Annotated in this window: 23 protein-coding genes and 1 pseudogene; 12 read left to right on the forward strand and 12 right to left on the reverse strand. The window is 70.7% G+C overall.

What is annotated here, in order from left to right; genetic code table 11:
• Window positions 1-8: 8 nt before the first annotated feature.
• The 3 genes from C4T78_RS00170 to C4T78_RS00180 all read right to left on the reverse strand — a co-directional run bounded on the left by C4T78_RS00170 (window position 9) and on the right by C4T78_RS00180 (window position 2,890).
• On the reverse strand, window positions 9-1,046 hold the full coding sequence (locus C4T78_RS00170; RefSeq protein WP_093346504.1) for a phosphotriesterase family protein: 1,038 nt from the start codon (window positions 1,044-1,046) through the stop codon (window positions 9-11).
• Entirely contained in the window at window positions 1,043-2,050 is a 1,008-nt protein-coding gene (locus C4T78_RS00175; RefSeq protein ID WP_093346501.1) for a DMT family transporter, read from the reverse strand. Before C4T78_RS00175 ends, C4T78_RS00170 begins: the two co-directional genes overlap by 4 nt.
• Window positions 2,051-2,149: 99 nt before the next feature.
• Complete coding sequence (locus C4T78_RS00180) at window positions 2,150-2,890, reverse strand: glutamine amidotransferase (protein WP_235863142.1); 741 nt, start codon at window positions 2,888-2,890, stop codon at window positions 2,150-2,152.
• Window positions 2,891-3,044: 154 nt separating this feature from the next.
• Here C4T78_RS00180 and C4T78_RS00185 point away from each other — a divergent pair, with 154 nt between their 5' ends.
• The 4 genes from C4T78_RS00185 (at window position 3,045) to C4T78_RS00200 (ending at window position 6,869) form a co-directional block, all read left to right on the forward strand.
• On the forward strand, window positions 3,045-4,055 hold the full coding sequence (locus C4T78_RS00185; protein ID WP_093346496.1) for a LacI family DNA-binding transcriptional regulator: 1,011 nt from the start codon (window positions 3,045-3,047) through the stop codon (window positions 4,053-4,055).
• Between the two features lie 12 nt (window positions 4,056-4,067).
• Window positions 4,068-5,168 (forward strand): M20 family metallopeptidase, encoded by a 1,101-nt coding sequence (locus tag C4T78_RS00190; RefSeq protein ID WP_093346493.1) that lies wholly within the window; start codon window positions 4,068-4,070, stop codon window positions 5,166-5,168.
• A gap of 206 nt (window positions 5,169-5,374) precedes the next feature.
• Window positions 5,375-5,944, forward strand: a complete 570-nt coding sequence (locus C4T78_RS00195) for an RNA polymerase sigma factor (RefSeq protein WP_218161442.1) — start codon at window positions 5,375-5,377, stop codon at window positions 5,942-5,944.
• Between the two features lies 1 nt (window position 5,945).
• Window positions 5,946-6,869 carry a CU044_5270 family protein gene (locus C4T78_RS00200; RefSeq protein WP_093346488.1) on the forward strand — a complete coding sequence of 308 codons (924 nt, stop codon included), beginning with the start codon at window positions 5,946-5,948 and terminating at the stop codon, window positions 6,867-6,869.
• A 112-nt stretch (window positions 6,870-6,981) separates the two neighbouring features.
• Here the strand turns inward: C4T78_RS00200 and C4T78_RS00205 are convergent, their stop codons facing one another.
• The 3 genes from C4T78_RS00205 to C4T78_RS00215 form a co-directional block, all read right to left on the reverse strand.
• Complete coding sequence (locus C4T78_RS00205; RefSeq protein WP_093346485.1) at window positions 6,982-7,857, reverse strand: glycerophosphodiester phosphodiesterase; 876 nt, start codon at window positions 7,855-7,857, stop codon at window positions 6,982-6,984.
• Window positions 7,858-8,051: 194 nt separating this feature from the next.
• Complete coding sequence (locus C4T78_RS00210) at window positions 8,052-9,239, reverse strand: M20 family metallopeptidase (protein ID WP_235863013.1); 1,188 nt, start codon at window positions 9,237-9,239, stop codon at window positions 8,052-8,054.
• 141 nt (window positions 9,240-9,380) lie between these two features.
• On the reverse strand, window positions 9,381-10,883 hold the full coding sequence (locus C4T78_RS00215; RefSeq protein WP_218161497.1) for an AbgT family transporter: 1,503 nt from the start codon (window positions 10,881-10,883) through the stop codon (window positions 9,381-9,383).
• Window positions 10,884-11,043: 160 nt separating this feature from the next.
• Here C4T78_RS00215 and C4T78_RS00220 point away from each other — a divergent pair, with 160 nt between their 5' ends.
• Entirely contained in the window at window positions 11,044-12,072 is a 1,029-nt protein-coding gene (locus C4T78_RS00220; RefSeq protein ID WP_093346483.1) for an Lrp/AsnC family transcriptional regulator, read from the forward strand.
• A gap of 64 nt (window positions 12,073-12,136) precedes the next feature.
• On the opposite strand, the gene C4T78_RS00225 is transcribed toward C4T78_RS00220, so the two are convergent.
• Both C4T78_RS00225 and C4T78_RS00230 read right to left on the reverse strand, forming a co-directional pair.
• On the reverse strand, window positions 12,137-12,784 hold the full coding sequence (locus C4T78_RS00225) for a response regulator (protein WP_093348400.1): 648 nt from the start codon (window positions 12,782-12,784) through the stop codon (window positions 12,137-12,139).
• On the reverse strand, window positions 12,781-13,884 hold the full coding sequence (locus C4T78_RS00230; RefSeq protein WP_218161441.1) for a sensor histidine kinase: 1,104 nt from the start codon (window positions 13,882-13,884) through the stop codon (window positions 12,781-12,783). Before C4T78_RS00230 ends, C4T78_RS00225 begins: the two co-directional genes overlap by 4 nt.
• Window positions 13,885-13,996: 112 nt before the next feature.
• Between C4T78_RS00230 and C4T78_RS00235 the strand changes: the two genes are divergently transcribed.
• From C4T78_RS00235 to C4T78_RS00250, 4 genes are all read left to right on the forward strand, one after another.
• Window positions 13,997-14,734 (forward strand): ABC transporter ATP-binding protein, encoded by a 738-nt coding sequence (locus C4T78_RS00235; RefSeq protein WP_093346477.1) that lies wholly within the window; start codon window positions 13,997-13,999, stop codon window positions 14,732-14,734.
• A gap of 137 nt (window positions 14,735-14,871) precedes the next feature.
• Window positions 14,872-15,630, forward strand: coding sequence for an ABC transporter permease (locus C4T78_RS00240; RefSeq protein WP_235863012.1), 759 nt, complete (start codon window positions 14,872-14,874; stop codon window positions 15,628-15,630).
• Window positions 15,618-16,205 carry a DUF998 domain-containing protein gene (locus tag C4T78_RS00245; RefSeq protein ID WP_235863011.1) on the forward strand — a complete coding sequence of 196 codons (588 nt, stop codon included), beginning with the start codon at window positions 15,618-15,620 and terminating at the stop codon, window positions 16,203-16,205. Before C4T78_RS00240 ends, C4T78_RS00245 begins: the two co-directional genes overlap by 13 nt.
• 189 nt (window positions 16,206-16,394) lie before the next feature.
• Complete coding sequence (locus tag C4T78_RS00250) at window positions 16,395-17,414, forward strand: TerC family protein (protein WP_093346472.1); 1,020 nt, start codon at window positions 16,395-16,397, stop codon at window positions 17,412-17,414.
• On the opposite strand, the gene C4T78_RS00255 is transcribed toward C4T78_RS00250, so the two are convergent.
• The 4 genes from C4T78_RS00255 to C4T78_RS00270 all read right to left on the reverse strand — a co-directional run bounded on the left by C4T78_RS00255 (window position 17,415) and on the right by C4T78_RS00270 (window position 20,608).
• The gene (locus C4T78_RS00255) at window positions 17,415-18,134 is read right to left on the reverse strand and encodes an alpha/beta hydrolase (RefSeq protein WP_093159403.1); all 720 of its coding nucleotides are present in this window, start codon (window positions 18,132-18,134) and stop codon (window positions 17,415-17,417) included.
• 41 nt (window positions 18,135-18,175) lie between these two features.
• On the reverse strand, window positions 18,176-19,078 hold the full coding sequence (locus C4T78_RS00260; protein ID WP_093346470.1) for an NADP-dependent oxidoreductase: 903 nt from the start codon (window positions 19,076-19,078) through the stop codon (window positions 18,176-18,178).
• Between the two features lie 141 nt (window positions 19,079-19,219).
• Window positions 19,220-19,864, reverse strand: a complete 645-nt coding sequence (locus C4T78_RS00265; protein ID WP_093346467.1) for a CoA transferase subunit B — start codon at window positions 19,862-19,864, stop codon at window positions 19,220-19,222.
• Window positions 19,865-19,897: 33 nt separating this feature from the next.
• The gene (locus tag C4T78_RS00270; protein ID WP_093159395.1) at window positions 19,898-20,608 is read right to left on the reverse strand and encodes a CoA transferase subunit A; all 711 of its coding nucleotides are present in this window, start codon (window positions 20,606-20,608) and stop codon (window positions 19,898-19,900) included.
• A 156-nt stretch (window positions 20,609-20,764) separates the two neighbouring features.
• On the opposite strand from C4T78_RS00270, the gene C4T78_RS00275 reads away from it, so the two are divergent.
• From C4T78_RS00275 to C4T78_RS00280, 3 genes and pseudogenes are all read left to right on the forward strand, one after another.
• Window positions 20,765-21,541, forward strand: coding sequence for an IclR family transcriptional regulator (locus tag C4T78_RS00275; protein WP_093346465.1), 777 nt, complete (start codon window positions 20,765-20,767; stop codon window positions 21,539-21,541).
• Between the two features lie 150 nt (window positions 21,542-21,691).
• Window positions 21,692-21,862: pseudogene (locus C4T78_RS37365) on the forward strand (helix-turn-helix transcriptional regulator); the annotation flags it as partial.
• Between the two features lie 51 nt (window positions 21,863-21,913).
• Window positions 21,914-22,822, forward strand: a complete 909-nt coding sequence (locus C4T78_RS00280; RefSeq protein WP_235863010.1) for an NsdA family TPR-like regulatory protein — start codon at window positions 21,914-21,916, stop codon at window positions 22,820-22,822.
• The last annotated feature ends 67 nt before the right edge of the window (window positions 22,823-22,889 follow it).

Below are 22,889 nucleotides of genomic sequence, written 5' to 3' on the forward strand. Positions count from 1 at the left end.
ACGACCTCTCAACCGCAGAGCATGCGGGCCGGGTTGCTGCCGGTCATAGCTTCGACTTGGTCGTCGCCGATGCCGAGCTCGCGCAGCTGTTCGGCGAAGATCGTCGGGACGTAGGCGAAACCGTTGCCGCCGTGGCGCGTCCACATCTGCTTCAGGAAGACGTCGTGGCTGAGCAGCACCTGGTCGCCGTGACCGGCCGCGACGAGCTCGGCCACGCCTGCCGCGGTCGTCGCGGTCGACGGCGAAGCGCCTTCCTTCGGGAAGGTGATGTCCATGCCGATCATGTCGAACTCCAGCCACACCCCGCGCTCGGCCAGCCCGAGCTGGTACGCGGTGTCCGCCGCCGACGGGTCCATGTGCGAGAGCACGACGCGATCCGGGGCCACGCCGATCTCGCCGAGCACCACGTCCAGCACCTCGCCGCCGCGGCGCTGCCAGCCGGGCAGGTGGATCATCAGCGGGACGCCCGGGTGGTCGAGCTGGGCCAGCGCCGCAGCGCGCAGCGAAGCCCGCTCCGCCGGCGTGAAGTCCGGCGACACCCCGATCTCACCGATGATCCCCGGCCGGGCGCGGTGCTCGCCGACACCGCCGGCCAGCTCCTCCCCGATGCTCGCCGCCTGCGCCTCGACCGCCCGGGCCGCGATGCGCTCGCCCTCGAACTTCTCCAGGTAGGCGCCGCAACCCATCACGATGTTCAGGCCGGTGCGCAGGGCCACCTCGACCAGCTTGTCGGGGTCCCGGCCGATCGCGGCGCTGGAGGTGGCGTCGACGATGGTCCGGCCGCCCACCGCCTGGAAGGCCGCGATCTCGCCCATCACATCGGCCACCGGCTTGGCGGCCAGGTTGTCCGCGCAGCAGTACGGGTCGTGCCGCAGCGCCCACGCGGCCCCGGCGTCCACCGCGCGGTCCACGAGGAACTCGCTGAACCCGTAGCTGGGTTCGTCGCGCACCCCGGACAGGTCGTTGAAGAGGTGCTCGTGCGGCAGGACCAGGCCCAGCTCGGCCGCGGGCACCGGGCCGGTGACGGTCTGCACGACACCGGTCATCGCGCGGCTCCCGCTGCGTCCGCGCTGCGCGAGGGGATCATCCCGATCCCGGCGGCGATCAGCGCGAGCACCGTGCCGATCACGGTGGCCAGGTGGATCGGGTGCCCGACCGAGGGCACCACCAGGTCCAGCAGCAGCGAGCCGACCAGCTGACCGGCCACCGAGCCCAGCCCGAGCAGCAGCAGCCCGAGCCCGCGCACCAGCAGCGCCATGAAGCCGATGGACAGCAGGCCCAGCACACCGCCGGTGTACATCCACCACGTCGGCGGCAGCGAGAACTGCCCGGTGCCCAGCGCCAACCGGACCAGCAGCCCGGCGAGCAGCACCACGAACCCGACCAGGAAGTTGAAGGTGATCGAGACCAGCATCGAACCGGTCTCCCGCGCCACGGCGGCGTTGCCCGCCGGCTGCCACCCGGCCAGCAGGCCCGCCGCGAACGGCAGGACGGCCAGCGCGATGGCGTGCGGCACGTGGAAGTTCGGCGAGATGGTGACCGCGGTGGCCGCGACGGCCAGCAGCGCGCCGAGACCGCGGGTGACCGAGATCGGCTGCTTGACCGTGGCGGTCACGCCGATGCGGTCGCAGATCACCCCGGAGATGACCAGGCCCGCGATCAGCGTGATCTGGAAGACCGCGACGCCGAGCACGCCCACCGAGACGCCCTCGGAGAGCACCACCGCGCCGCCGCACAGCCCGGCCAGGTAGTTCCACCAGCCGATGCGCTTGCTGCGGATCAGCCGCGGGATGCTCAGCGCCTGCTTGCGCGTGGCGGGCCGCGCGAACACGATCACCAGCATCAGCACCAGGCCGCTGCCGAAGGAGATCACGGCGGCGCTGTTGCCGTCGCCGACGGTCGCGCCGAGCGCGCCGTTGACCGCGGACTGCATCGGGCTGAGCATGCCTGCCAGCACCGTCAGCAGCACCAGGACGGTCGTGGTGGCGCTCCGGGCCGCCCGGCCGGACGCGGCCGGCGGGCTCAGCTCGGGGGCGGGCGTGTTGGTCATGGCGGTGCGACTCCTTTGTCGTCCTCGCTGCACCGGTGGGGTTGCTGCGGATTGCTCTGGATGAGTCCTGCCGCACGCTGCCGGCAGGGCCCGGGTGGACTACCGGTCGCCGGCCAACCAGGTGACCGCCTGGTCGAACAGCCGACGGTACCCGTCCCACTCCAGGAACTCGGCCGGCGCCCAGTGCGGCGAGATGTCCGAGGCGAAGGCGAGGGTGCGGCCCGCTCCCTCGCTGCGCACCGCCAGCAACGGGCGCGAGTCGACGGTGGCGAGCACGGTCGCGTCGGGCTTGGCGGTCAGCTTCTGGTAGCCGAGCAGGACCGGCCACTGCTGGTCCAGGCCCGCGGTGACCGGGTGCTCGGTGCCGGTGAGCTCGCCGAAGACGCCTTCGGGGCTCTCCACGCGGTCGTCGTAGGGCAGGATCTCCACCGGCAGCACCTCCTCGATCGGCGTGTCGTGGAAGTTCGCCTTGCCCTGGAAGCCCTGGAAACTGAGGTAGCCGCCGGCCATCGCCAGCCCGCCGCCACCGCGCACCCACTCGGCCAGCAGCTTGAGCCGGTTCGGGAACCGGCGCCCCTGGTTGAACACCTGCGGGTGCAGCAGCAGCGAGTTCGCGCCGATGTCCGACAGGATCACCACGTCGTACTCGCCGAGCTCGTCGAGCGACGCGGGGAAGTCCGTCGCCACGAGGTGCGACGGCAGGTGGACGACGTCGTGGCCCGCTCCGCGCAACGCGGCGAGCAACGCCTCGGCGCCGATTTCGAGCTGGGCTCGGTCGATGGCGTCGAAGCCCTTGACGTCGGTGGTCCTGGCCACCCAGGACTCGCCGGCCAGCAGCACGCGGCTCAATTCCGCCTCCCCGGTTGGAATGATGTTGCGCAAACTTTGCGCTCCGTTTTGCGCAAACTAATCCGCGCCGAACCCGCCGTCAAGAGCCCACCTGCGCCGACTTGCCGATACACTGCGCCCAGAGCACTCGACGGAAGGGGCGCGGATGACGTTGACGCGCGTTGCGCAACGTGCGCAAGTGTCGACCTCGACGGCGTCGCGGTACCTGCGCGGCCAGCTGAAGGTGCAGCCCGAGACCGCCGCGCGGATCGACGCCGCCGTCCGGGAGCTGCACTACGAGGTGCGCCCGGCGGCCACCGCGGACGGCGCGCGCGAGCACGCGCCGGTCATCGCGCTGATCGTCCCGGAACTGGCCAACCCGTTCTTCGCCGCGCTGGCCGAGGAGATCGCCACCGCGGCCGCCGTCAGCGGCGCCTCGCTCGTCATCGGCGTCACCGGCAGGCAGGCGCAGCGCGAGGCCAAGGTCAGCGACTTCGTCGCGGGCACCGAGGACATCGACGGGATGATCTACGTCGGGATGCACCGCGAGAACCCGCGGCTGCTCCAGGCCATCGCCGACGGGCTGCCGGTGGTCGTCCTGGACGAGGAGATCGCCAACACCACCGGCGTGGACACCATCGGCGTGGACAACTACGGCGGTGCCTACCAGGCCACCGCCTACCTGGCGCAGCTCGGCCACCGGCGCATCGCGCACATCGCCGGGCCGCGGGAGCTGTCCACCACCCGCGACCGGCTGCGCGGTTACCGCGACGCGATGGAGCACGCCAGGCTGGACGTCGACGAGGGACTGATCCTGCACGGCCCCTACACCGAGCAGTTCGGCGCGAGCACCTTCCCCTACCTGACCGGGGCCGCGCAGCCGCCCACCGCGGTGTTCGTCGGCAGCGACATCGCTGCGGTCGGCGTCCTCGGCGCCGCCGAACTGCACGGCCTGAGCATTCCCGAGGACCTCTCGGTGGTGGGCTGCGACGGCATCCGGGTCGGCGAATGGCTGCGCCCGAAGCTGACCACCCTGCAGCAGCCCGTCGCCGAACTCGCCCGCGGCGCGCTGGAGCTCGTCCACGCCCGCATCACCGATCCCGGCGGCGGCACCGTGCGGCGGAATCTCCCGCTGCAACTGGTCATCCGCGGTTCCGCGGTCCCGCCCCAGCACTGATCCGGAGGACCCGTGCCCGATCCCATCGAGCTCGCCCAGCGACTGATCCGCCTCGACACCCGCGCGGCCGGCGAGAAGGCCGCCGCCGAACTGCTCGCGCCGCTGCTCACCGACGCGGGCTTCGCGGTCACCGTCGACGAGCCGCGACCCGGCCGCGCGAACCTCGTCGCCCGCTTCGGCACCGGCGCGCCGATCACCCTCACCGGGCACCTCGACACCGTTCCCGCCGACCCGGCCACGTGGTCGTTCGACCCGCACAGCGGCGAGATCGACGGCGACCGGCTGCGCGGCCGGGGCAGCAGCGACATGAAGGCCGGCGTGGCGGCGATCGTCGCGGCCGCGGTGCGGGCCACCCGCACCGCTCCCGAGGATCTCTCCGCGCAGCTGGTGTTCACCTTCGGCGAGGAGACCGGCTGCGAAGGCGCGTCCCTGCTGCCCGAGCTCACCCCGAGCCCCGCGCTGCTGGTGGCCGAACCCACGGCGAACCGGATCGTGCTGGGGCACAAGGGAGTTCTGTGGCTGCGGCTGACCGCGCACGGCCGCAGCGCGCACGGATCGCGGCCCGAACTCGGCGAGAACGCGCTGGCCGCGCTCGCCGAAACGGCGGTGCGCATCCACCGCAACGAGGGCTGGCCGGTCAGCCCGACGCACGGCCCGGCCACGGTCAACGTCGGCTCGTTCCACTCCGGCGTGCAGCCGAACCTGGTGCCCGACCGCGCCGAGCTGGTGCTCGACATCCGCACCACGCCGGAGTTCACCGCCGACGACGCGCGCGCCGCGATCGCCGGACTGGCGCTGCCCGGCACCGAGATCACCGCCGACCTGGACCTGCCGGGCGTGGCGACCAGCGCCGAGGACCCGCTCGCCCGGGCGATCGTGGCGGTGCTGCACCAGGACAACCCCGACCAGCGACCGGAGTACGCCACCTACTTCACCGACGCCTCGGTCCTGGCCCCGGCGCTCGGCTCCCCCGCGGTGATCGTCTACGGCCCGGGCGACCCCGACCAGGCCCACGTCAGCGACGAGACCTGCTCGGTCGCGGCCACCCGCGAAGCCACCGAGGCCATCACCCGCCTGCTCACCACGTGGCCCTCCGTCCGGGACCAGGGGTGACCCCGCTCGGCCGATGAGGTCGGCGCACCCGAGTCCGGGACCGATCAGGTCAGGACTCGGGTGCTGAAGTTCGGCCGCGCACCACGAGGTTGGAATTTCGGGGAAGTCGCGGCGACGGGTCGTTGGGAACTCGATCCCGGGCACCGGGCAATGGAAGGTGAGAGCACCTTCCGAGACGGAGGCCCGATGCGAGGTTCCACATGACCATGCCCGCGCGTTCCGGCGTGGACGCCGAAGAGCTCGACGACGCCTCGATCGTCGAGCGGTCCTGGTCCGACGTCGACGCGTTCGCCGTCATCTTCGACCGGCACGCGGTGACCGTGCACCGGTTCCTGGCGCGCCGCGTCGGCGGCGAACTCGCCGACGACCTCACCGGCCAGACCATGCTGGTCGCGTTCGACCAGCGGCGGCGGTTCGACCTCACCCAGCGCAGCGCGCTCCCGTGGCTGTACGGCATCGCGACGAACCTGCTCCGGCGGCACCGCCGGACCGAGGTGCGGCAGCACCGGGCGCTGGCCAGAGCCGCACCCGACACCGTCCAGGAGGGCCACGACGAGCTGGTGTCGAACCGGGTCACCGCGGCGACCCGACCGCTGCGGAAGGCGCTCGCGGGACTCTCCGCGGCCGAGCGCGACATCGTGCTGCTCATCGCCTGGGAAGGCCTCTCCTACGACGAGGTCGCGCTGGCTCTCGGCATTCCGATCGGCACCGTCCGCTCCCGCATGCACCGCGCCCGCCGGAAGCTGCGCGAGGCGCTCCCCGAGGAGGACCACTGACATGGACGAGCTCGACCTGCTCTCCCGGTTGCGCCCCGATACGCCCGAGCCCGATCCCGCCGTCCTCGCCGGGCACCGGACCGCGCTGCTGAACGGCGCCGGCGTCCGGAGGCGGCGCTGGCCGGTTCCCCGGCTCGCGGTCGGCGTCGCCGCGCTCGCGTTGATCGGCGTCGTCACGGCTGTGGTCGTCCTGCCCGTCCCGGGCACGCCGACGGCCCCGCCGCCCGCGCCCGTCGCCCCGGCGTTCTCCTCACCAGGTGTGGTGCTGGCCAACGCGGCCAATGCGGTGGCCAGCACTCCTGCCGGGCGAGGCGACTGGACCTACCTGAGCACGGTCATCGTGCTCGAAGACGCCGGCAGGCACGTCATCCGCACCGAGACCTGGCAGAAGGTGGACGGCACGGAAGCCCTGGTGCGAACCGACCGCAACGGTGTGGTCGACGAGATCAAGCCCACCACCCTCGACCTGGGGCCGCCTTCGCTGTACAACCCGACCTACCAGTACCTGACCACGCTGCCGACGGATCCGACCGCGCTCCGCGCCGAGATCTACGCGCAGGTGCAGGCGCACTTCGACCGCTCCGGACCGGGCGCCGCGCAGCTGTACACGGTCGACCAGCTGGTGTTCCAGATGATCAGCGGTCTGGTCTCGGGCGCCGCGCCGCCCGAGCTGAAGGCCGCGCTCTACCGCGTCGCGGCGACGATCCCGGACGTGGAGTTCGTCGACGACGTCACCGACGCGGTCGGCCGCAACGGGATCGGCGTGGCCCGCACGGTCAACAACGCGGGCGACCGCACGGTCCTGATGTTCGACCGGAGCACGTTCCAGGTCCTCGGCGTGCTGGGCGTGGTCCACGACGGCCGCACCGACGCCGACGCCGTGCTCAGCTCCGGGCTCGTGGCCGACGTCGGCCAGAGGCCGTGACCGCGAGAACCGCTTGACATCGGTTCTCGCGCTCATCGGATCGCGCCGCACCCGCCGCAACGACTGAGCGGGCCGCTTCCGGAAGGAGCGGCCCGCTCTGCGGTGTTCGAGATCAGCCGACTCGTCGGGCGGCGTGGATCTGCTCGCGCAGGACGTCGGGGCGGTCGCTGATGATCCCGTCCACCCCGCGGTCGATCAGCGCCCGCATCAGCGGCGCCTCGTTGACCGTGTACGGGTTGATGCTCATCCCGTGCGCGTGGACCGCGGCGATGTACTCCGGCGTGGCCTGCGCGTGGTTCGGGTTGACCTGGTTCGAGTAGGTGGCCACCTCGGCGAGCTCGGCCTCGGACGGCGCGCCCAGCACGCCCACCTGCACGCCCGGCAGCAGGCCGTGGAAGTCGCGGATGAAGTCCCAGTTGAAGCTCTGCACCACCAGGTTGCGCGCCTTCGGGTCGGGACGGACCCACGACGGCCGCGCCCGGAGCTCGTCGGCGATGCGTTCGGTGATCCCCGGGTACAGCTCCGGCGACTTCGCCTCCAGCAGCAGCCCCGACGGTCCGCGCTGCAGCACGTCGAGCACCTCGGCCAGCGTCGGGACGCGCTCACCGGCGAACTCCGGGGCCTTCCACGAACCGGCGTCCAGGGTGCGGATCTCGGCGAGGGTGAAGTCGGAGATCCGCCACGGCCCGCGGTCCGGGAACTTCTGCTCGGCGTCGGTGGTGCGCGCCAGCGTGTTGTCGTGGACGACGACCAGTTCGCCGTCCTTGGTCTGCTGGACGTCGATCTCGACCAGGTCCGCGCGCATCCGGACCCCGAGCCGCACCGCGGCGAGGGTGTTCTCCGGCGCGTACGCGGATGCCCCGCGGTGGGCGATGGTGGCCACGTCGGTCTTGGCGGCGGTGGCGACGGGCGCGGCGACCACTGCGGGTGCCAGGCCGATCGAGGCCACCAGTGCGGCTGCCGCGGCAACCACGGTCCGGCGCAACATGCGAACTCCTCGTCTGCTTTGTCCGAAACGTCGATCAGATCCTGAGCGCCGCACCCATCGCCCGCGTGATCACCGCAGGACCAACGGGTGTCCCGGACGTGAACCTTCGACCTCGCGAGTACACAGTGGACCGACCCGGTCACCTTGCGCGATCGGCCGACTCCCACTGCTCAACGGAGTCCGGCACCGGACGACTACTCGGGCCGCTCTTCGGCGAGCCGGGTCAGGATCCCGGCGACGAGGGCGACCCGGTCGGGAATGCGGTCGACGACCACGTGCTCGTGAAGCGCGTGCGCCCCTTCACCGCTGGCACCGAGGCCGTCGAGCACCGGAAGCCCCAGGGCGGACACGAAGTTCGCGTCGCTGCCCCCGCCGACGCTGATCGGTTCCAGCGGTGCGCGCACGGAGGCCGCGACGTCGTCGGCCAGCTCGAACAGCTTCCGGCTCACCGGCGTGAGCCTCATCGGCGGTCGGCTCCACCTGCCCTCGACCCGCACCTGGACGCGCGGATCGGCGGCGGTCAGGTCAGCGAAGACGGCGTCGATCCGGTCCGCCTCGGCCTGTTCGCCGACCCGGACGTCGATGAGGCAGGTGGCCTCGCCCGCGATGACGTTGCGGGCGGTGCCGCCGCCGATCGTGCCGACGTTGATCGACGTCCCGCGGTCGAGGTCGGCCTCCCGGGTGATCCGGTGGATGATGTCGGCGAGCGCGTGGATCGCGCTGGCACCCCCGGCCGGGTCGTTTCCGGAATGGGCCTCCACCCCGGAGGTGGTGATGGTGAAGATCCCGACGCCCTTGCGCTCCGCCTTGACGTCCCACCCCACGCCCGGTTCCAGCACGAGCGTGGCCAGGCAGGCCGGTGCGGCGCGCTCGATGTGCGGCCGGGACACCGGGCTGCCGAGTTCCTCGTCCCCGTTGAACATGAACCGGACCGCCGGGCACGGCAATCCGGCCTCGCGCAGCGCCAGCAGCGCCCAAACCCCGGTCACCAGGCCGGTTTTCATGTCGTAGATGCCCGGACCGGTCGCTGTCCCGTCCTCCCGCACGGCGAACGGCCAGCGATCCACCGTGCCCGCCGGCCACACCGTGTCGTAGTGCCCGACCAGGAGCACCGGGTCGGCGGTGGCGCCCGCGTAGGTCACCTCCAGCAAATCGCCGTGCTCAGCGTGCTCGTGGCGAACCAGCTCCGCCGGCTCGCCGAGCCGGTCGCGCAGCCACGCGAGGATGGAGTCGGCAGCGCTGTCCAGCAACGCCTTGTCGGTGCTGGGCGTCTCCCGGTGCACCAGCATCGAGACGTCGCCGAGCAGCTCCTCCAGCCGATCTCGGCACCAGGTGGACAACGGCTTCGCGGACAAATCGAGCACCTTCCTGCGCGGGTTCATCGACCTACTTCATCCTGGCTGGCCATCCCAGCCGCGAGGCTTGATCCGCCTCGACCACGACAGTTGTCGCCAAGCGCCGCACGGCGCTTTCGGGCCCACCTGAGCAACCTGCACCGCCGCGCAGGACGAGGTGGGGAAACGTCATCGGATGGGGACGCCGGGGCCGAGCGGGAGTCCGAGCGCGTACCAGGCCAGGAACATCAGCACCCAGACGGTCAGGTTCACCAGGGCCAGCGGGAGCACCAGCGACATGAGCGTGCCGATCCCGGCGGATGGACGGTAACGGCGGATGAAACCGAGCGCGATCACGAAGTAGGGACTCATCGGGGTGAGGCTGTTGGTGGGCGCGTCGGCGATGCGGAACAGGGCCTGCGTCGTCTCCGGCTGGATGTGCAGCAGCATCAGCATCGGAACCAGCACCGGGGCGACCAGCGCCCACATGGCCGAACCGCTGGTGAGCAGCAGGTTCAGCACGCTGATCAGCAACACCGCGCCCAGGAAGATCACCACCACCGGCGCATCCATCGAGTCCAGCAGACCTGCCCCGCCGATGGCGATGACCTGGCCGATGTTGGTCCACTTGAAGTAGGCGAGGAACTGCGAGACCGCGAAGAACAGCACCAGCACCGGGACCAGCTCGCGCAGCCCCTGCCCCATCAGCTCCGGGAAGTCCTTGGGCGAGGTGATGGTCCGCACCGTCACGCCGTAGACGGTGCCGATGATCATGAAGAACAGCATCATGACCACCGCGACGTTGTCCATCAGCACCGAGTCCACGATGGACCCGCCCCCACCCCGGAGCGGTGACCCGCCGGGCAGCACCGCGAGGACCACGGCGGCGAGGTACAGCGCCGCGGCGATCAACGCACGCCGCACGCCCTTGCGCTCGGCCGCGGACAGGGACATGTCCGGCAGCTCGTCGACGTCGGTCAGCTCCGGCTCGGCGGCGTTCATCGCGGCCACCCGGCGGGCGACGACGAGTTCGGTCACGACGGTGATCGAGACCGACAGCAGCAGCGAGGAGGTCAGCGAGAAGTAGTAGTTGGCGACCGGGGTGACCACGTAGCCCGGGTCGATGGTCTGCGCGGCGGAGGTGGACAGCCCGGCGAACACGGCGTCGGAAGCCTCGATCACCGGACTGATGCTGCTGGCACCCCCGACCGCCACGTAGGCCACGACGGCGCCGATGATCGGACTGCGCCCCACGGCGCGGAAGGCGATCATGGCCAGCGGGATCATCACCACGAACGCCGCGTCCGAGGCGATGTGGGCGAACATCGAGGTCAGCGCGACGGCGAAGGTGACCAGCCCGGCGGGCACCCTGGCCAGCGCAGCCCGCATCATCGCCGCCAGAAGCCCGGACTTGTCGGCGATCGCGACGCCCAGCATGACGACCACGATCATCCCGAGCGGCGGGAAGTTGACGAAGTTGTCGATCAGGTCGCCGAGCATCATCTGCACGCCGGGCCCCGAGATCAGGTTCTTGACCTCGACTTCCTCGCCGTCCACCGGCGAGACGGCGGAGACCCCGAGCGCCGACAGCAGCCAGCTCGCCAGCACCACCAGCACGCTCAGGATCACGAAGAGCCAGAACGGGTGCGGCAGCTTGTTGCCCACCCGATCGACCACGTCGAGCGCGCGCATCACCACCGACGTCACCGAACGTCGTTGCTTCGCCACCGTGCCCAAGACTGCCTCCCCTCTTCACCGGTCGGTGATTTGATCCAGCATCAAACACACTTGTGGAGTAATGTGTCAATGACAGCGAAAAGATCGGCTGAATAGTTCACATCGAGGTGACGCTGTGCAACAACTGGATGACGCGGACCTCGACCTCGTCGCCGCGTTGCAGCTCGCGCCCCGAGCACCGCTGAACGCCGTGGCCGAGGTCCTGGGCAGCTCTGCCACCACCGTCGGCCGGCGGATCCAGCGCCTGCAGGACCAGCGCCTGCTGCGCTTCATCTCCACGGTGCACTGGTCGCTGTTGCTCACCGGCAACCCCTACGTGGTGTGGATCAAGTGCGAACCCGGCACGACACCAGAGGTCGCGGCGGCGATCCAGCAGGTGCCGGAGGCCCAGTCGATCTTGATCACCAGCGGCGACGCGGACGTCTACTGCACCATCTACCCGCTGCCGGGAACCGATCTGCGCCACCTGCTGACCCGCGCCCTCCCTGCGACGCCGGGCATCGCCTCCATCCAGGCTCACCTGGTGCTGAACACGTCCCGACAAGCCGTGTCGTGGCACCTGGACCGGCTGACCGGAGAACAGGAGGCAGCGCTCCGCGAGCACGCGGACGCCGATCCCGGCGCGCCCCCGGAAACCATGGATCCGCTCGGCGAAGCCGAGTTCGCGGTCCTGCGACTTCTCCGGGAGGACGGCCGCCTCACCGCCGCGCAAGCGGCCCGCGAACTGGATGTGAGCCGCTCGACGGCGTACCGCCTGATCCAGTCGGTCCTGGAGAAGGGCGCGGCCCGCCCCCGCGTGGAGATCGAACCGGCGGTCCTGGGCTACCCGATCACAGCCCTGCTGACCCTCGACGTCCAACCTCAGCACATCCCAGCGGTCCTGAAGTCCCTGAGCGCCCATCCCTCCGGCCGCTTCACCGTGATGACGGCCGGACCGGCAGCGATCACCCACCACGGCGTCTTCCGGGACGAAACAGACCTCTCCCGCTTCATCACCGAGGACGTCGGCGCTCTCCCGGGCATCAACGGCCTGAACATGTCCACGGCCCTCGGCGTCCTCCGCCGCCAGTGGATCAGTCGCGAGAACGACATCCACATCGGAGAAAAGGTCCACGACATCCTGGAACCGCGCAGCCCCGAATGACACTCAGCACCTGACGGCACCCCGGGGAACGCCGATCTCACGCGAAATCGCGGGCCGCGTGCGTCTAGCTGAGCAGGCCGTCGCGGAGGGCTCTGAGGACCGCGTTGGTGCGGTCTCTGGCCGCTAGTTTCAGCAGGATCGTGGAGACGTGGTTCTTCACCGTTCCGTCCGCCAGGGTCAGGGCCGCCGCGATCTCGCGGTTGCTGTAGCCCTCGGCCATCAGGCGCAGGACCTCCAGCTCCCGGCCGGTGAGCTCCTGGACCGCCACCGGCGATTCCGCGCCGACCGGAGCCGGACCGTCCTGGATCGCGCGCAGCAGCCGGTCGGTGATGGACGGGGCGATCAGGGTTCCGCCGTCGGCCAGCGTTCGCACCGCCCGTGCCAGCTGCTCGACGGTCACGTCCTTGAGCAGGTAACCGCGGGCTCCGGCGCGCAGGGCGTCCAGGACCAGGGTGTCGTCGTCGAACGTCGTGAGGATCAGCGCCGGGACCGGGCAGGCCCGCTCCCGCAGGCGTTCCAGGGTCCAGATCCCGTCGTGGCGCGGCATCCGCAGATCGAGCAGCACCACGTCGGGTTCCTGCTGCTCGATGACGTCGAGTGCCGCCGCGCCGTCGTCGGCCTGGCCCACTACCTCCACGCCGGCCAGTTCCAGGAGCGTCACGATGCCCTGGCGGACCAGAGTCTGGTCGTCGACCACCACCACCCTCGTCATCGGGCCGGCACCCATGCCGCCACCCGGAAGCCGTTGCTGCCGTCGAACTCGGCCTCGCCGCCTGCGTTCGCGAAGCGCTCGACCAGGCCGCGCAGGCCGTTGCCGGGGACCACCGGCGATGCGCCGCGCCCGTCGTCACCCGCGGTGAGCCGCACCTTCGTCCCGTCGCGTTCGACCAGCACCCACAACTCCTTCGCACCGGCGTGCCGCAGCGCGTTCGTGACGATCTCCTGGACCGCGCGCACCAGCACCGTCGTCTGCTCCTCGTCCACTTCCACATCGGCGGCCACGTCCACCGCCACGTCCAGCCCCGGCACCGCGCGGCCGATCTCCGCGAGCGCGTCGGCGAGCGAACCTGCAGGGGCCGCGCGAATCTCGCCTACCGTCGCGCGCACGTCCGCTAGCAGCGCGCGGGCCACGGAGTTCGCGCGCTCCACGTGTTCGCGCCCGGCCTCGCCGTCGCGGTGGCGGGCCGCTTCCAGCTCCAGCGTCAGCACGGTGAGCTGGTGGCCGACCAGGTCGTGCAGTTCCCGGGCGATCCGCAGCCGCTCGGTCGATCGCGCCGACTCGCCGAGCAGCACCGTCGCGGCCTGGAGGTCGACGTGCGCCTCGGTCAGCTCCCGGCGCATCCGCTTCTCCCGGCCGATGGCCAGCACGCTGAGCACGGCGGAGACCTGGATCAGCAGGTAGAACCCACCGGCGATCCACAGATCCGCGGCGCCGAGCTCCCGCATCACCATGCTCGCGATGATCACCGCGGTGTTCAGCAGCACCACCGCGAAGTTGGCCCGCACGCCGAGGACTTCCGGGCCGAGCGCCACGATCACCACCAGCAGCACCGGCATCAGCCCGGCGCCCGGCGCGGTCAGCACCGTCAGCCAGCCCAGCGCGGTGGCCGAGGCGAAGCAGGCCAGCCGGACGTTGCGGCGCTCGGAGCTCAGCAGGAACCACACGGCGACGAAGATCGCCGCGAACGCCGCTGTCCACATCGGACGGGGCAGCTCCGGGTCCACCGCGCCGGCGAGCACCGGGAGGCCCACGCCCGCCGACACCAGCAGCATGGCGATTCCGGACCAGCCTTCCGCACCGAGACCTCGCATCGCGCCAGCCTACGGTCGGCCGCCGGCCGCGGGCAGGTGCCGAAAGTCATGGTCCTGATCACTGACCAGCGGCACATGTGCGCACCCGCCCGCCGTTCCTAGCGTCAGCGGCATGACAGGCAACCCGGCGGTGCTCGTCGAGCACCTGCACAAGCGCTACCGCGACAACGTCGCCGTCCAGGACATCTCGTTCTCCGTCGCGCCCGGCGAGGTGTTCGGCATCCTCGGCACCAACGGCGCGGGCAAGACGACCACGGTGGAGCTGATCGCCGGTCTGCGCGCTCCCGACGGCGGGCGGGTCCGAGTGCTGGGGCTGGATCCGCAGCGCGACCGCCGCGCCGTCCGGCACCTGCTCGGCGTCCAGCTCCAGGAGGCCCGGCTGCACGACTCGCTCACCGTCGCCGAGCTCGTCGAGCTGTACCGCGGCTTCTACCCGGATCCCCGCCCGGCGAGCGAGCTCCTGGAGATGGTCGAGCTCACCGCCAAGCGCGGCACCCGCTTCGACCGCCTCTCCGGCGGGCAGCAGCAGCGGCTGTCCATCGCCCTGGCCCTGGCCGGGCGGCCGAAGGTCGTCGTGCTCGACGAGCTCACCACCGGGCTGGATCCGCGCGCCCGGCGGCGCATCTGGGCCTCCATCGCCTCGCTGCGCGAGGAAGCGGTGCTCCTGGTCAGCCACGCGATGGACGAGGTGGAGGAGCTCTGCGACCGGGTCGCGCTGCTGGAAGCCGGACGGCTGATCGCGCTCGGCACCCCGGCAGAGCTCGTCGCGGAGTCGGGGACGAGCAGCCTCGAAGAGGCGTTCGTGGCGCTGACCGGCCGCTACGTCGAAGTCGAGGAGGAAGTCACATGACGCCCTCGTGTCAACCGAAGTCCTGCCCAACCGCACATCAGGGGACCGTGATGCAACCCGGCCACAAGAAATCGCAGAACGCGAGATACATCCCGAACGCAACCACCGCTGAAAATCGCGGAGAGGCGGGACTGCGCGTGACGGCGCACCGGATCGGGGCGCGGGCCTGGGCGCTGCTGATCCGCAGCGAGCTGAAGATGGTCGTCCGGGACACCGCCGGGCTGATCGTGCCGCTCGGCATGCCGATCCTGATCCTGGTCATGAACGCCGCCGGTGCCGGCGGTGAGGAGGTCGGGGCCGGGCTCACCGCGCTCGAAGCGTTCGTGCTGCCGCTCGTGCTCACCATCGTCATCGCGATGCTCGGCCTCATCAACATGCCGAGCTTCCTGGCGACCTACCGCAAGACCGGCGTCCTGCGCAGGCTCGCCGTCACCCCGGCGTCACCGCTGATGGTGCTCATCGCGCAGGTCGTCGTCAGCCTCGCCCAGGTGCTGCTCGGCACCGCTGCGGCCCTCGGCATCGCCGTGCTGGCCTTCGGCGCGCAGCCACCGCGCGACCTGGGCGTCGCGATCGGTGTGCTCGCGCTGTCCGTCGCGGCGATGTACGCGCTGGGCATGGTGGTCGCCTCGGTCGCGCCGACGCCGAACTCCTCCGTCGCGATCGGTCTCGTCCTGTTCTTCGCGCTCGGGGCGCTCGGGGGCCTGTTCGGCGGCACGGGCGGGCTCGGTGACACCGCGGCGCAGATCGGCCAGGTGCTGCCCTTCGGCGCGAGCGTGCAGGCCCTTGCCGCGGCGTGGGCCGGGCAGGCGGTCGCGACGGCGAGCCTGGTGAGCCTCGCGGTGACCGCGGTTCTCGGCACCACGGCCTCCGCGCTGCTGTTCCGGTGGGACCGCTGACCGCGCTGGGTGCCGCGGCGTGCGTCGGTTTCCTGGTGGTGTTCGGCATCGACGGCTGGACGCGACCGGGCTACCGGCCGCGGCGGCACCCGGTGAGCGCGCTGGCCCTCGGCCCGCGCGGTTGGCTGCAGACGGCGAACTTCCTGCTCAGCGGGCTCTGCATCACCGCCGGAGCATTCGGGGCCTGGAATGCCGCGCCCATGCTGGCGCTGGGGATCGCGGTGCTCGGCATCGCTCTCGTCGCGTCGGGCGTCTGGCGGATGGATCCGATGCGCGGCTACCCGCCCGGCACGCCGGACGCCGCTCCGCAGGCGCACTCCAAGAACCATGCCCGGCACGAGCGGGCCGGTGCCGTGGTGTTCGGCGGGATGCCGGTGGTGGCGCTGATCGCGGCGCTGAGCGATCTCGCCGTGCCGGTGCGCGTCGTGTCGGCGATCGGACTGGTCGTCGTGGTTTTCGCGGCGAGCAGGTTCGCCACCGCCTGGGAGCGCGACGACCCGCTCACCGGCCGCTGGCAGCGCATCGCGCTGATCGCGGGACTGGGCCAGCTCGCCGCGGTCTTCGCCACGATCTGACACCGGTCCCGCCCTGACCGCGAGCTCCGGGCCAGCACACGTCCACAAAGGACTGATCACGACCAACCGGACAAATCGCCGATGATCAGGTAGCCTGCGGCCATCGTGCGGTCGACGAGCGGGGCGCGAGGTCCGTGCTTACGCTGATCGCCGACAGATCGACGACACCCGAACGCCAGCGGAGGGGCCGTGCTCGAAATCACCGCGCTGACCTGGGTGCTCACCGTCGCACTGATCATCGCGCTGCTGGCCGTCGACCTGGTCATGGCGTGGCTGCGCCCGCACCGGGTGGGCTTCGGCGAGGCGACCGCGTGGTCGGTGGGCTACGTGCTGGTGGCGGTCCTGTTCGGCATCTGGTTCTCGATGCAGTACGGCGGGCAGTTCGGCACCGAGTACTTCGCCGGCTACATCGTCGAGAAGAGCCTCTCGGTCGACAACCTGTTCGTCTTCGTGATCATCATGACCACCTTCGCGGTGCCGGAGGAGCACCAGCACAAGGTGCTGACCTTCGGCATCGTGCTCGCGCTGATCATGCGCGCGATCTTCATCGCGGTCGGCGCGACGCTGCTGTCGCTGTTCTCCGTGATGTTCCTGGTCTTCGGGCTGCTGCTGATCTACACCGCGGTGCAGCTGTTCCGGCACCGCGACGAGGACCCCGACGTCGAGAACAACGCCGTGGTCAACGCCGCCCGCAGGTTCCTGCCGGTGTCCAACGACTACGTCGGCGGCAAGCTGACCACCCGCGTCGACGGGCGGCGGATGGTCACCCCGATGTTCATCGTGCTGATCGCGATCGGCAGCGTGGACCTGCTGTTCGCGCTGGACTCGATCCCGGCGGTGTTCGGCGTGACCTCCGAGGCCTACATCGTCTTCACCGCCAACGCCTTCGCCCTGCTCGGCCTGCGCGCGCTGTTCTTCCTCGTCAAGGGCCTGCTGGAGCGCCTGGTCTACCTCTCGACCGGGCTGGCGCTGATCCTGGTGTTCATCGGCGTCAAGCTGATCCTGCACTGGGCGCACGTGGACATCGACGAGCGCGTCCCGGAGATCCCGACCTCGATCAGCCTCGCCGTGATCATCGCGGTGCTGGCGGTCGTGACCGTGGCGAGCCTGATCAAGACCCGCCGCGACCCGACCGCCAAGGCGCACCCGGGCTCGCTGCGGGCGCACCGCTCCCCGGTGGACTCACCGGACAGCACTACCGAGCGGTGATCATCCGGCCAGCTTCTTCACGAACCAGCTCACCGCGCGGTCGACGGCCTCGCGGGCTTCGGGATCGGCGCCGTGGTCCTCGAAGCCGTGCTCGGCGTGCGGGATCTCGATGACCTCCAGATCGGCACCGGCGTTGCGGGCCTCCTGCACGAACGCGTCCTGGCTGGGCACGAAGAACTCGAAGTCCTTGCCGACCCGCACCAGCAACTTCGGCAGCTCGGGGTGCTCGGAGACCGCCTCGACGGTGTTGAAGCGCGGCTTGTCCCCCGGCCAGTCCGGCGGCGGGGCGAGCACCGGGTAGGTGAACCCGACCGCGCGGAGCCAGGACGGCGCGGCCCGCAGCCACGCGGCGCCGATCGGGCCGCCGCCGGAGAAGAACCACAGCGCGATGCGGTCGCTGTCGACCGCCTCCAGCTCCCGCACCCGCTCGACCACCGCGGCCACGTCGTCGGAGGCCTCCGGGTAGAGCTCGTCGGAGTGCAGGCGGTGGTTGAAGGTGATCCCGACCAGCCCGGACGCCGCCACCAGGGCGCCGTAGCGGATGAATCCCTCCCAGTCGCGCGGACGGGGCTCCATGTCCTCCGGCACCGGCCCGCCGTGCACGAAGATCACCGCCGGACGGGGCCCGGCGTGCGAATCGTCGGGGTAGTGGACGTCCATCACTTCGTCGCGGACTCGCCGGACCGGCTCGACATCGTGGAAGAACGGAACCTCAGTCATATCCGCATGAGATCAGATCCCGACCGGCGGCGTCAGGTCTTTCACGGAACGAGGACGATCTTGCCCACCGCGTGCCCGTGCTCGACCTCGGCGAGCGCCGCACCGGCTTCGTCGAGCGGCCGCACCTGCTTGACCAGCGGGTCCAGCTCGCCCGCGAGGACCAGTCGCGCCAGCTCGTCGAGAACGGCGGTGCTGCGGTCCCGCACGACCGTCCGGCCACCGAGCTCGGCGACCAGCGGCTTGTCGGCCACCGACAGCAGCTTCGACCGGTCCTCGACCAGCTCGGCGACGGTGCGCAGCGCCGCCCCGCCGACCAGGTCGAAGACGCCGTCGACGCCGTCCGGTGCCGCGGCGCGCACCCGTTCCAGGACACCGTCGCCGTAGGCCACCGGAGTCGCGCCGAACCCGGCGAGGAGCTCGTGCTTGGCCGGGCTCGCCACTCCCACCACCGAGATCCCCCGGGCGCGCGCGAGCTGCACGACCGGAATCCCCACTCCGCCACCGGCGCCGTTGACCAGCAGGGTCGCCCCGGGAGGCAGGCCGAGGTCGTTCAGCGCGTCGTGCGCGGTCCCCGCCGCGACCGGCAGCACCGCGGCCGCCTCCGGCGCCAGCCCGGCGGGGCGGTGCGCGGTGAAGGACGCGGTGACCACCGCCTGCTCCGCCCAGCCGCCGATCATGCCCGGACAACCGCCGAACACCTCGTCACCGACGGAGAACCCGGCCACGCCGGATCCGATCGAGATGACCGTTCCGGCCACCTCGCGCCCGAGGACCGCGGGCCCGGCGACGCCATAGGTGCCCTCGCGGAGCCGCCAGTCCCCCGGGTTCACGCCCGCTGCCCGCACCCGCACCAGCAGCTCGCCCGGGCCGGGCTCGGGCACCGGCAGGTCGAAGAAGCGCTCCCGCTCCGGACCGCCCGCTTCGGAGAAACCGTAAGCCCGCACACCAACTCCTCGTCACCCAAGGCCGACTTCGGAACCGACCTTACCCGCACGGGCGAATTCCGGACCCGGCCGGGAAAAGCGACGGCCGCCGCACCTGTCCTTCCACAGAGGACGGCAGGGTGCGGCGACCGCGGCGCGAGTTCAGCTCACCGCTACGGATTGCTGGATCGGGGCACCGGTCTTCTCCCGGACCTCCTCCTCGGTGACGCCGGGGGCGAGCTCGGCCAGCCGGAGGCCCTCCGGGGTCACGTCGAGGACCGCCAGGTCCGTGACGATCCGGTTGACCACGCCCGCGCCGGTCAGCGGCAGCGTGCACTTCTCGACGATCTTCGGCGAGCCGTCCTTGGCGACGTGGTCGGTGAGCACCACGATCCGGCGGGCGCCGACGACCAGGTCCATCGCGCCGCCCATGCCCTTGACCAGCGCACCGGGGATCGTCCAGTTCGCCAGGTCACCGTTCTCGGCGACCTGCAGCGCACCCAGGATGGCGATGTCGATGTGCCCGCCGCGCATCATCGCGAAGGAGGCCGCCGAGTCGAAGTAGCTGGCGCCGGGGTTGATCGTGACCGTCTGCTTGCCCGCGTTGATGAGGTCGGGATCCTCCTCCCCCTCGTAGGGGAACGGGCCGAGGCCCAGGATTCCGTTCTCGCTCTGCAGCGTCACCCGCACCCCGTCCGGGATGTGGTTGGCGACCAGCGTGGGGATGCCGATGCCGAGGTTGACGTAGTCGCCGTCGCGGAGTTCGGCGGCGGCGATGGCCGCCATCTCTTCACGAGTCCAGGTCATGGTTGCTCCCAGGGAGGATGTGCGGAGTGAGGACTAGTCGGCCGCGGGAACGCGGGGCCGCACGGTGCGCTTCTCGATGGCCTTGACGCGCGGGACGGCCTGGACCAGCCGGTGGACGTAGATCCCCGGGGTCACCACCACCTCCGGGTCCAGGTACTCCTCGCTGAGGTGCTCGGCCTCGACCACCGTCACCTTCCCGCAGGTCGCCACGACCGGGTTGAAGTTCCGCGCGCTCGACCGGTAGACGAGGTTGCCCGCCGGGTCCGCGGTGTGGGCGTGCACGAGCGCCACATCCGCCACGATCGCCCGCTCCTGCACGTAGGTGTGCCCGTCGAACTCCGCGTGCGGCTTGCCCTCGGCGACCGGGGTCCCGACGCCGGCGCGGGTGTAGAACGCGGCGATTCCCGCGCCACCGGCGCGCATCCGCTCCGACAGCGTTCCCTGCGGCGCGAACTCCACGGTCAGCGTCCCGTCCAGGTACTGCTCGGCGAACAGCTTGTTCTCCCCCACGTAGGAGGCGATCACCTTGGCGACCTGCTGGTTCTCCAGCAGCAGCCCGAGCCCCTTGCCGTCCACGCCCATGTTGTTGGAGACCACCGTCAGCCCGGTGACCCCGCTGTCCCGGACGACCTCGATGAGATCGTTCGGGTTGCCGCACAGGCCGAACCCGCCGACGGCGATCGTCATCCCGTCTTCGAGCACCCCGGCCAGCGCCTCGGCCGCACTCGAGCGCAGCTTGGACACCTGATCACCTCTCCATCGGTCCGCTGGACGAACAGCAGCAGTAAAGAATCGTACCCCCGTTCACCGCAAGAAACCCGGAACGATCACCGCTGAATCGTTCGACCGGCGACCAGGCTCAGCACGATGCGTTCACTGAGTGGACGCTAGGCTGGCAACATGAGCAGCAGCCCGAACGCGCACCTGGTCGGCCGGGTCGGTGCCGTGCTCCGGGCGCTGTCGGCGGCCAACGAGACCGGTGCCGCCACCGTCGACCTGGCCAGGGCGACCGATCTGCCCCGGCCGACCGTGCACCGCCTGCTCAGCTCCCTCGCCGAGGAGGGCTTCGTCGACCGCGACCGGCGCACCGGCCGCTGGTTCCTCGGCCCGGAGCTGTACCTGCTGGGGCAGACGGCGGGCCACCGCTACGACGTGACGCACCACGCCCGCGCGAGCGTGCACCGGCTGGCCGCCAAGACCGGCGAGAGCGCGTTCTTCTCGGCGCTGCGAGGTGCCGAGACGGTGTGCCTGCTGCGCGAGGACGGCGACTTCCCGATCCGCTCGTTCGTGCTCTACGAAGGCGCCCGGTTCCCGCTCGGCGTGGTCTCCGCGGGCCTGGTGATCCTCTCGTTCCTCGACGACGCGGAGGTCGACGCCTACCTGGAGCACACCGACCTGACCGCCCGCTGGGGCCGGGCGCACTCCCCCGAGGCGATCCGCGCCCGCATCGCCCGCACCCGCCAGCACGGCTACGCCGTCAACCCCGGCCTGGTGGTGGAGGGCAGCTGGGGCATGGCGGCGGCGGTGTTCGACCGGGACGGCCAGCCGGCGTGGGCCCTGACCCTGACGGGCATCGAGACCCGCTTCCGCCCGGACCGCCAACCGGAACTGGGCGCTCTCCTCCTCCACGAGGCCCACGCCCTCACCCGAACCCTCGACACCCCTGGCTTCCGCTGAACCGGCGCCGATCCTCACCACCCCTGAATGGCTCATCCGGGCGTATCACCCATTCGGTGTGACCACCTACGATTCGGGAAGAGCCCGGCCAACAGCTCGACCCAGCCGAGGCCCGGCGGGCGGGGGACGCTGACGGCAGGAGGGTGCTGCATGTCCACTTTCGGGCGGACTCTGAGGAAACTTCGCCTAGAGTCGGGTCTCTCGCAACCACAGCTGGCCCGTCGCATCCATGTGGATCAATCCACCTTGTCGAGGTGGGAGAATGACCGCACGAAGCCTGGCATCGCCACTGCGGAACGGCTAGACGACGCGCTGAACGCTTCCGGTCGGCTAGCGAAACTTGTTTCACCGCCCATCATTTCCCACGTTCCGATGACGTTCGAATCCGCGCAGCCTGTCACGAGCGGTCATCTAGCTGAACTGCGACGGAGCATTTCTCAACTCGTCGGACTGGATGGGCAGCACGGCGGAGCGGAACTCGCGCCGATGGCCGCTCGCTTGTTCCGTTCGACATCAGCCCAGCTCGCGGCTGGTAGGTACGAGCCAGCGATCGAGCGCGATCTCGCCGCAATCACTGCTGAGCTCGGTGAGGTGGCCGCCTGGCTCGCGTTCGATTCGATGCACTTCGACGCTGCCAGAACCCTGAATCTTGAGGCTCTGCACCTGGCCCGCTCGGCCGGGGACCGCAGCATGGAGCTGTTCATCCTGGGGAACATCGCCTTGCAGGCCCAGGAGGCGAAACAACCGCGCGAGGCTCTTCGCACAGTTCAACTAATGGAAACGTTCAAGCTTTCTCCGCGGCTGCGTGTGATGACCAGCCTACGTCGAGCACGTGCAGCCGCCGATCTGGGCGATGACCGCGCATTCGCGGTGATGAGGCGTGCTCAGTCGGACCTGTCCAACGGCGTGCACCGCACAGATCCCGAATGGTGCTGGTGGGTCACCGATCTTGAACTCAAGGTCCACGAAGGTGGGATGTGGCGAGCTTTCGGACATCCCGCTCGTGCGGTGGACTGCTACGCCACGGTGGTGGAGTCCACCGCAGAACGGTATCGGTGGGCTCGGTTCGTCAGCGGAGCAAATCTCACCAACGCATTGGTCGAAGTCTCCGACTGGCGGGAAGCGGAGAACGCAGCGGTGCAGCTGCACGGTCTTGCCGGACAGGTCTCGTCAGCCCGAGCTGGCCGGCGGATCCGCGAAGCTGCAGAAACCGCGCGTCGTAACGGCGTTCCCTCTTCCTTGGATGACGCACTCACGAGCCTGGTCCACCTCACTGCATGAGCTATGCACGCTATGCACGTGCTATGCGCATGAACTGCAACCGCTTCATCGCGGGTGAGTTTCGGAC

This window comes from Saccharopolyspora kobensis, from assembly GCF_900108315.1.
GTDB lineage: Bacteria > Actinomycetota > Actinomycetes > Mycobacteriales > Pseudonocardiaceae > Saccharopolyspora > Saccharopolyspora kobensis.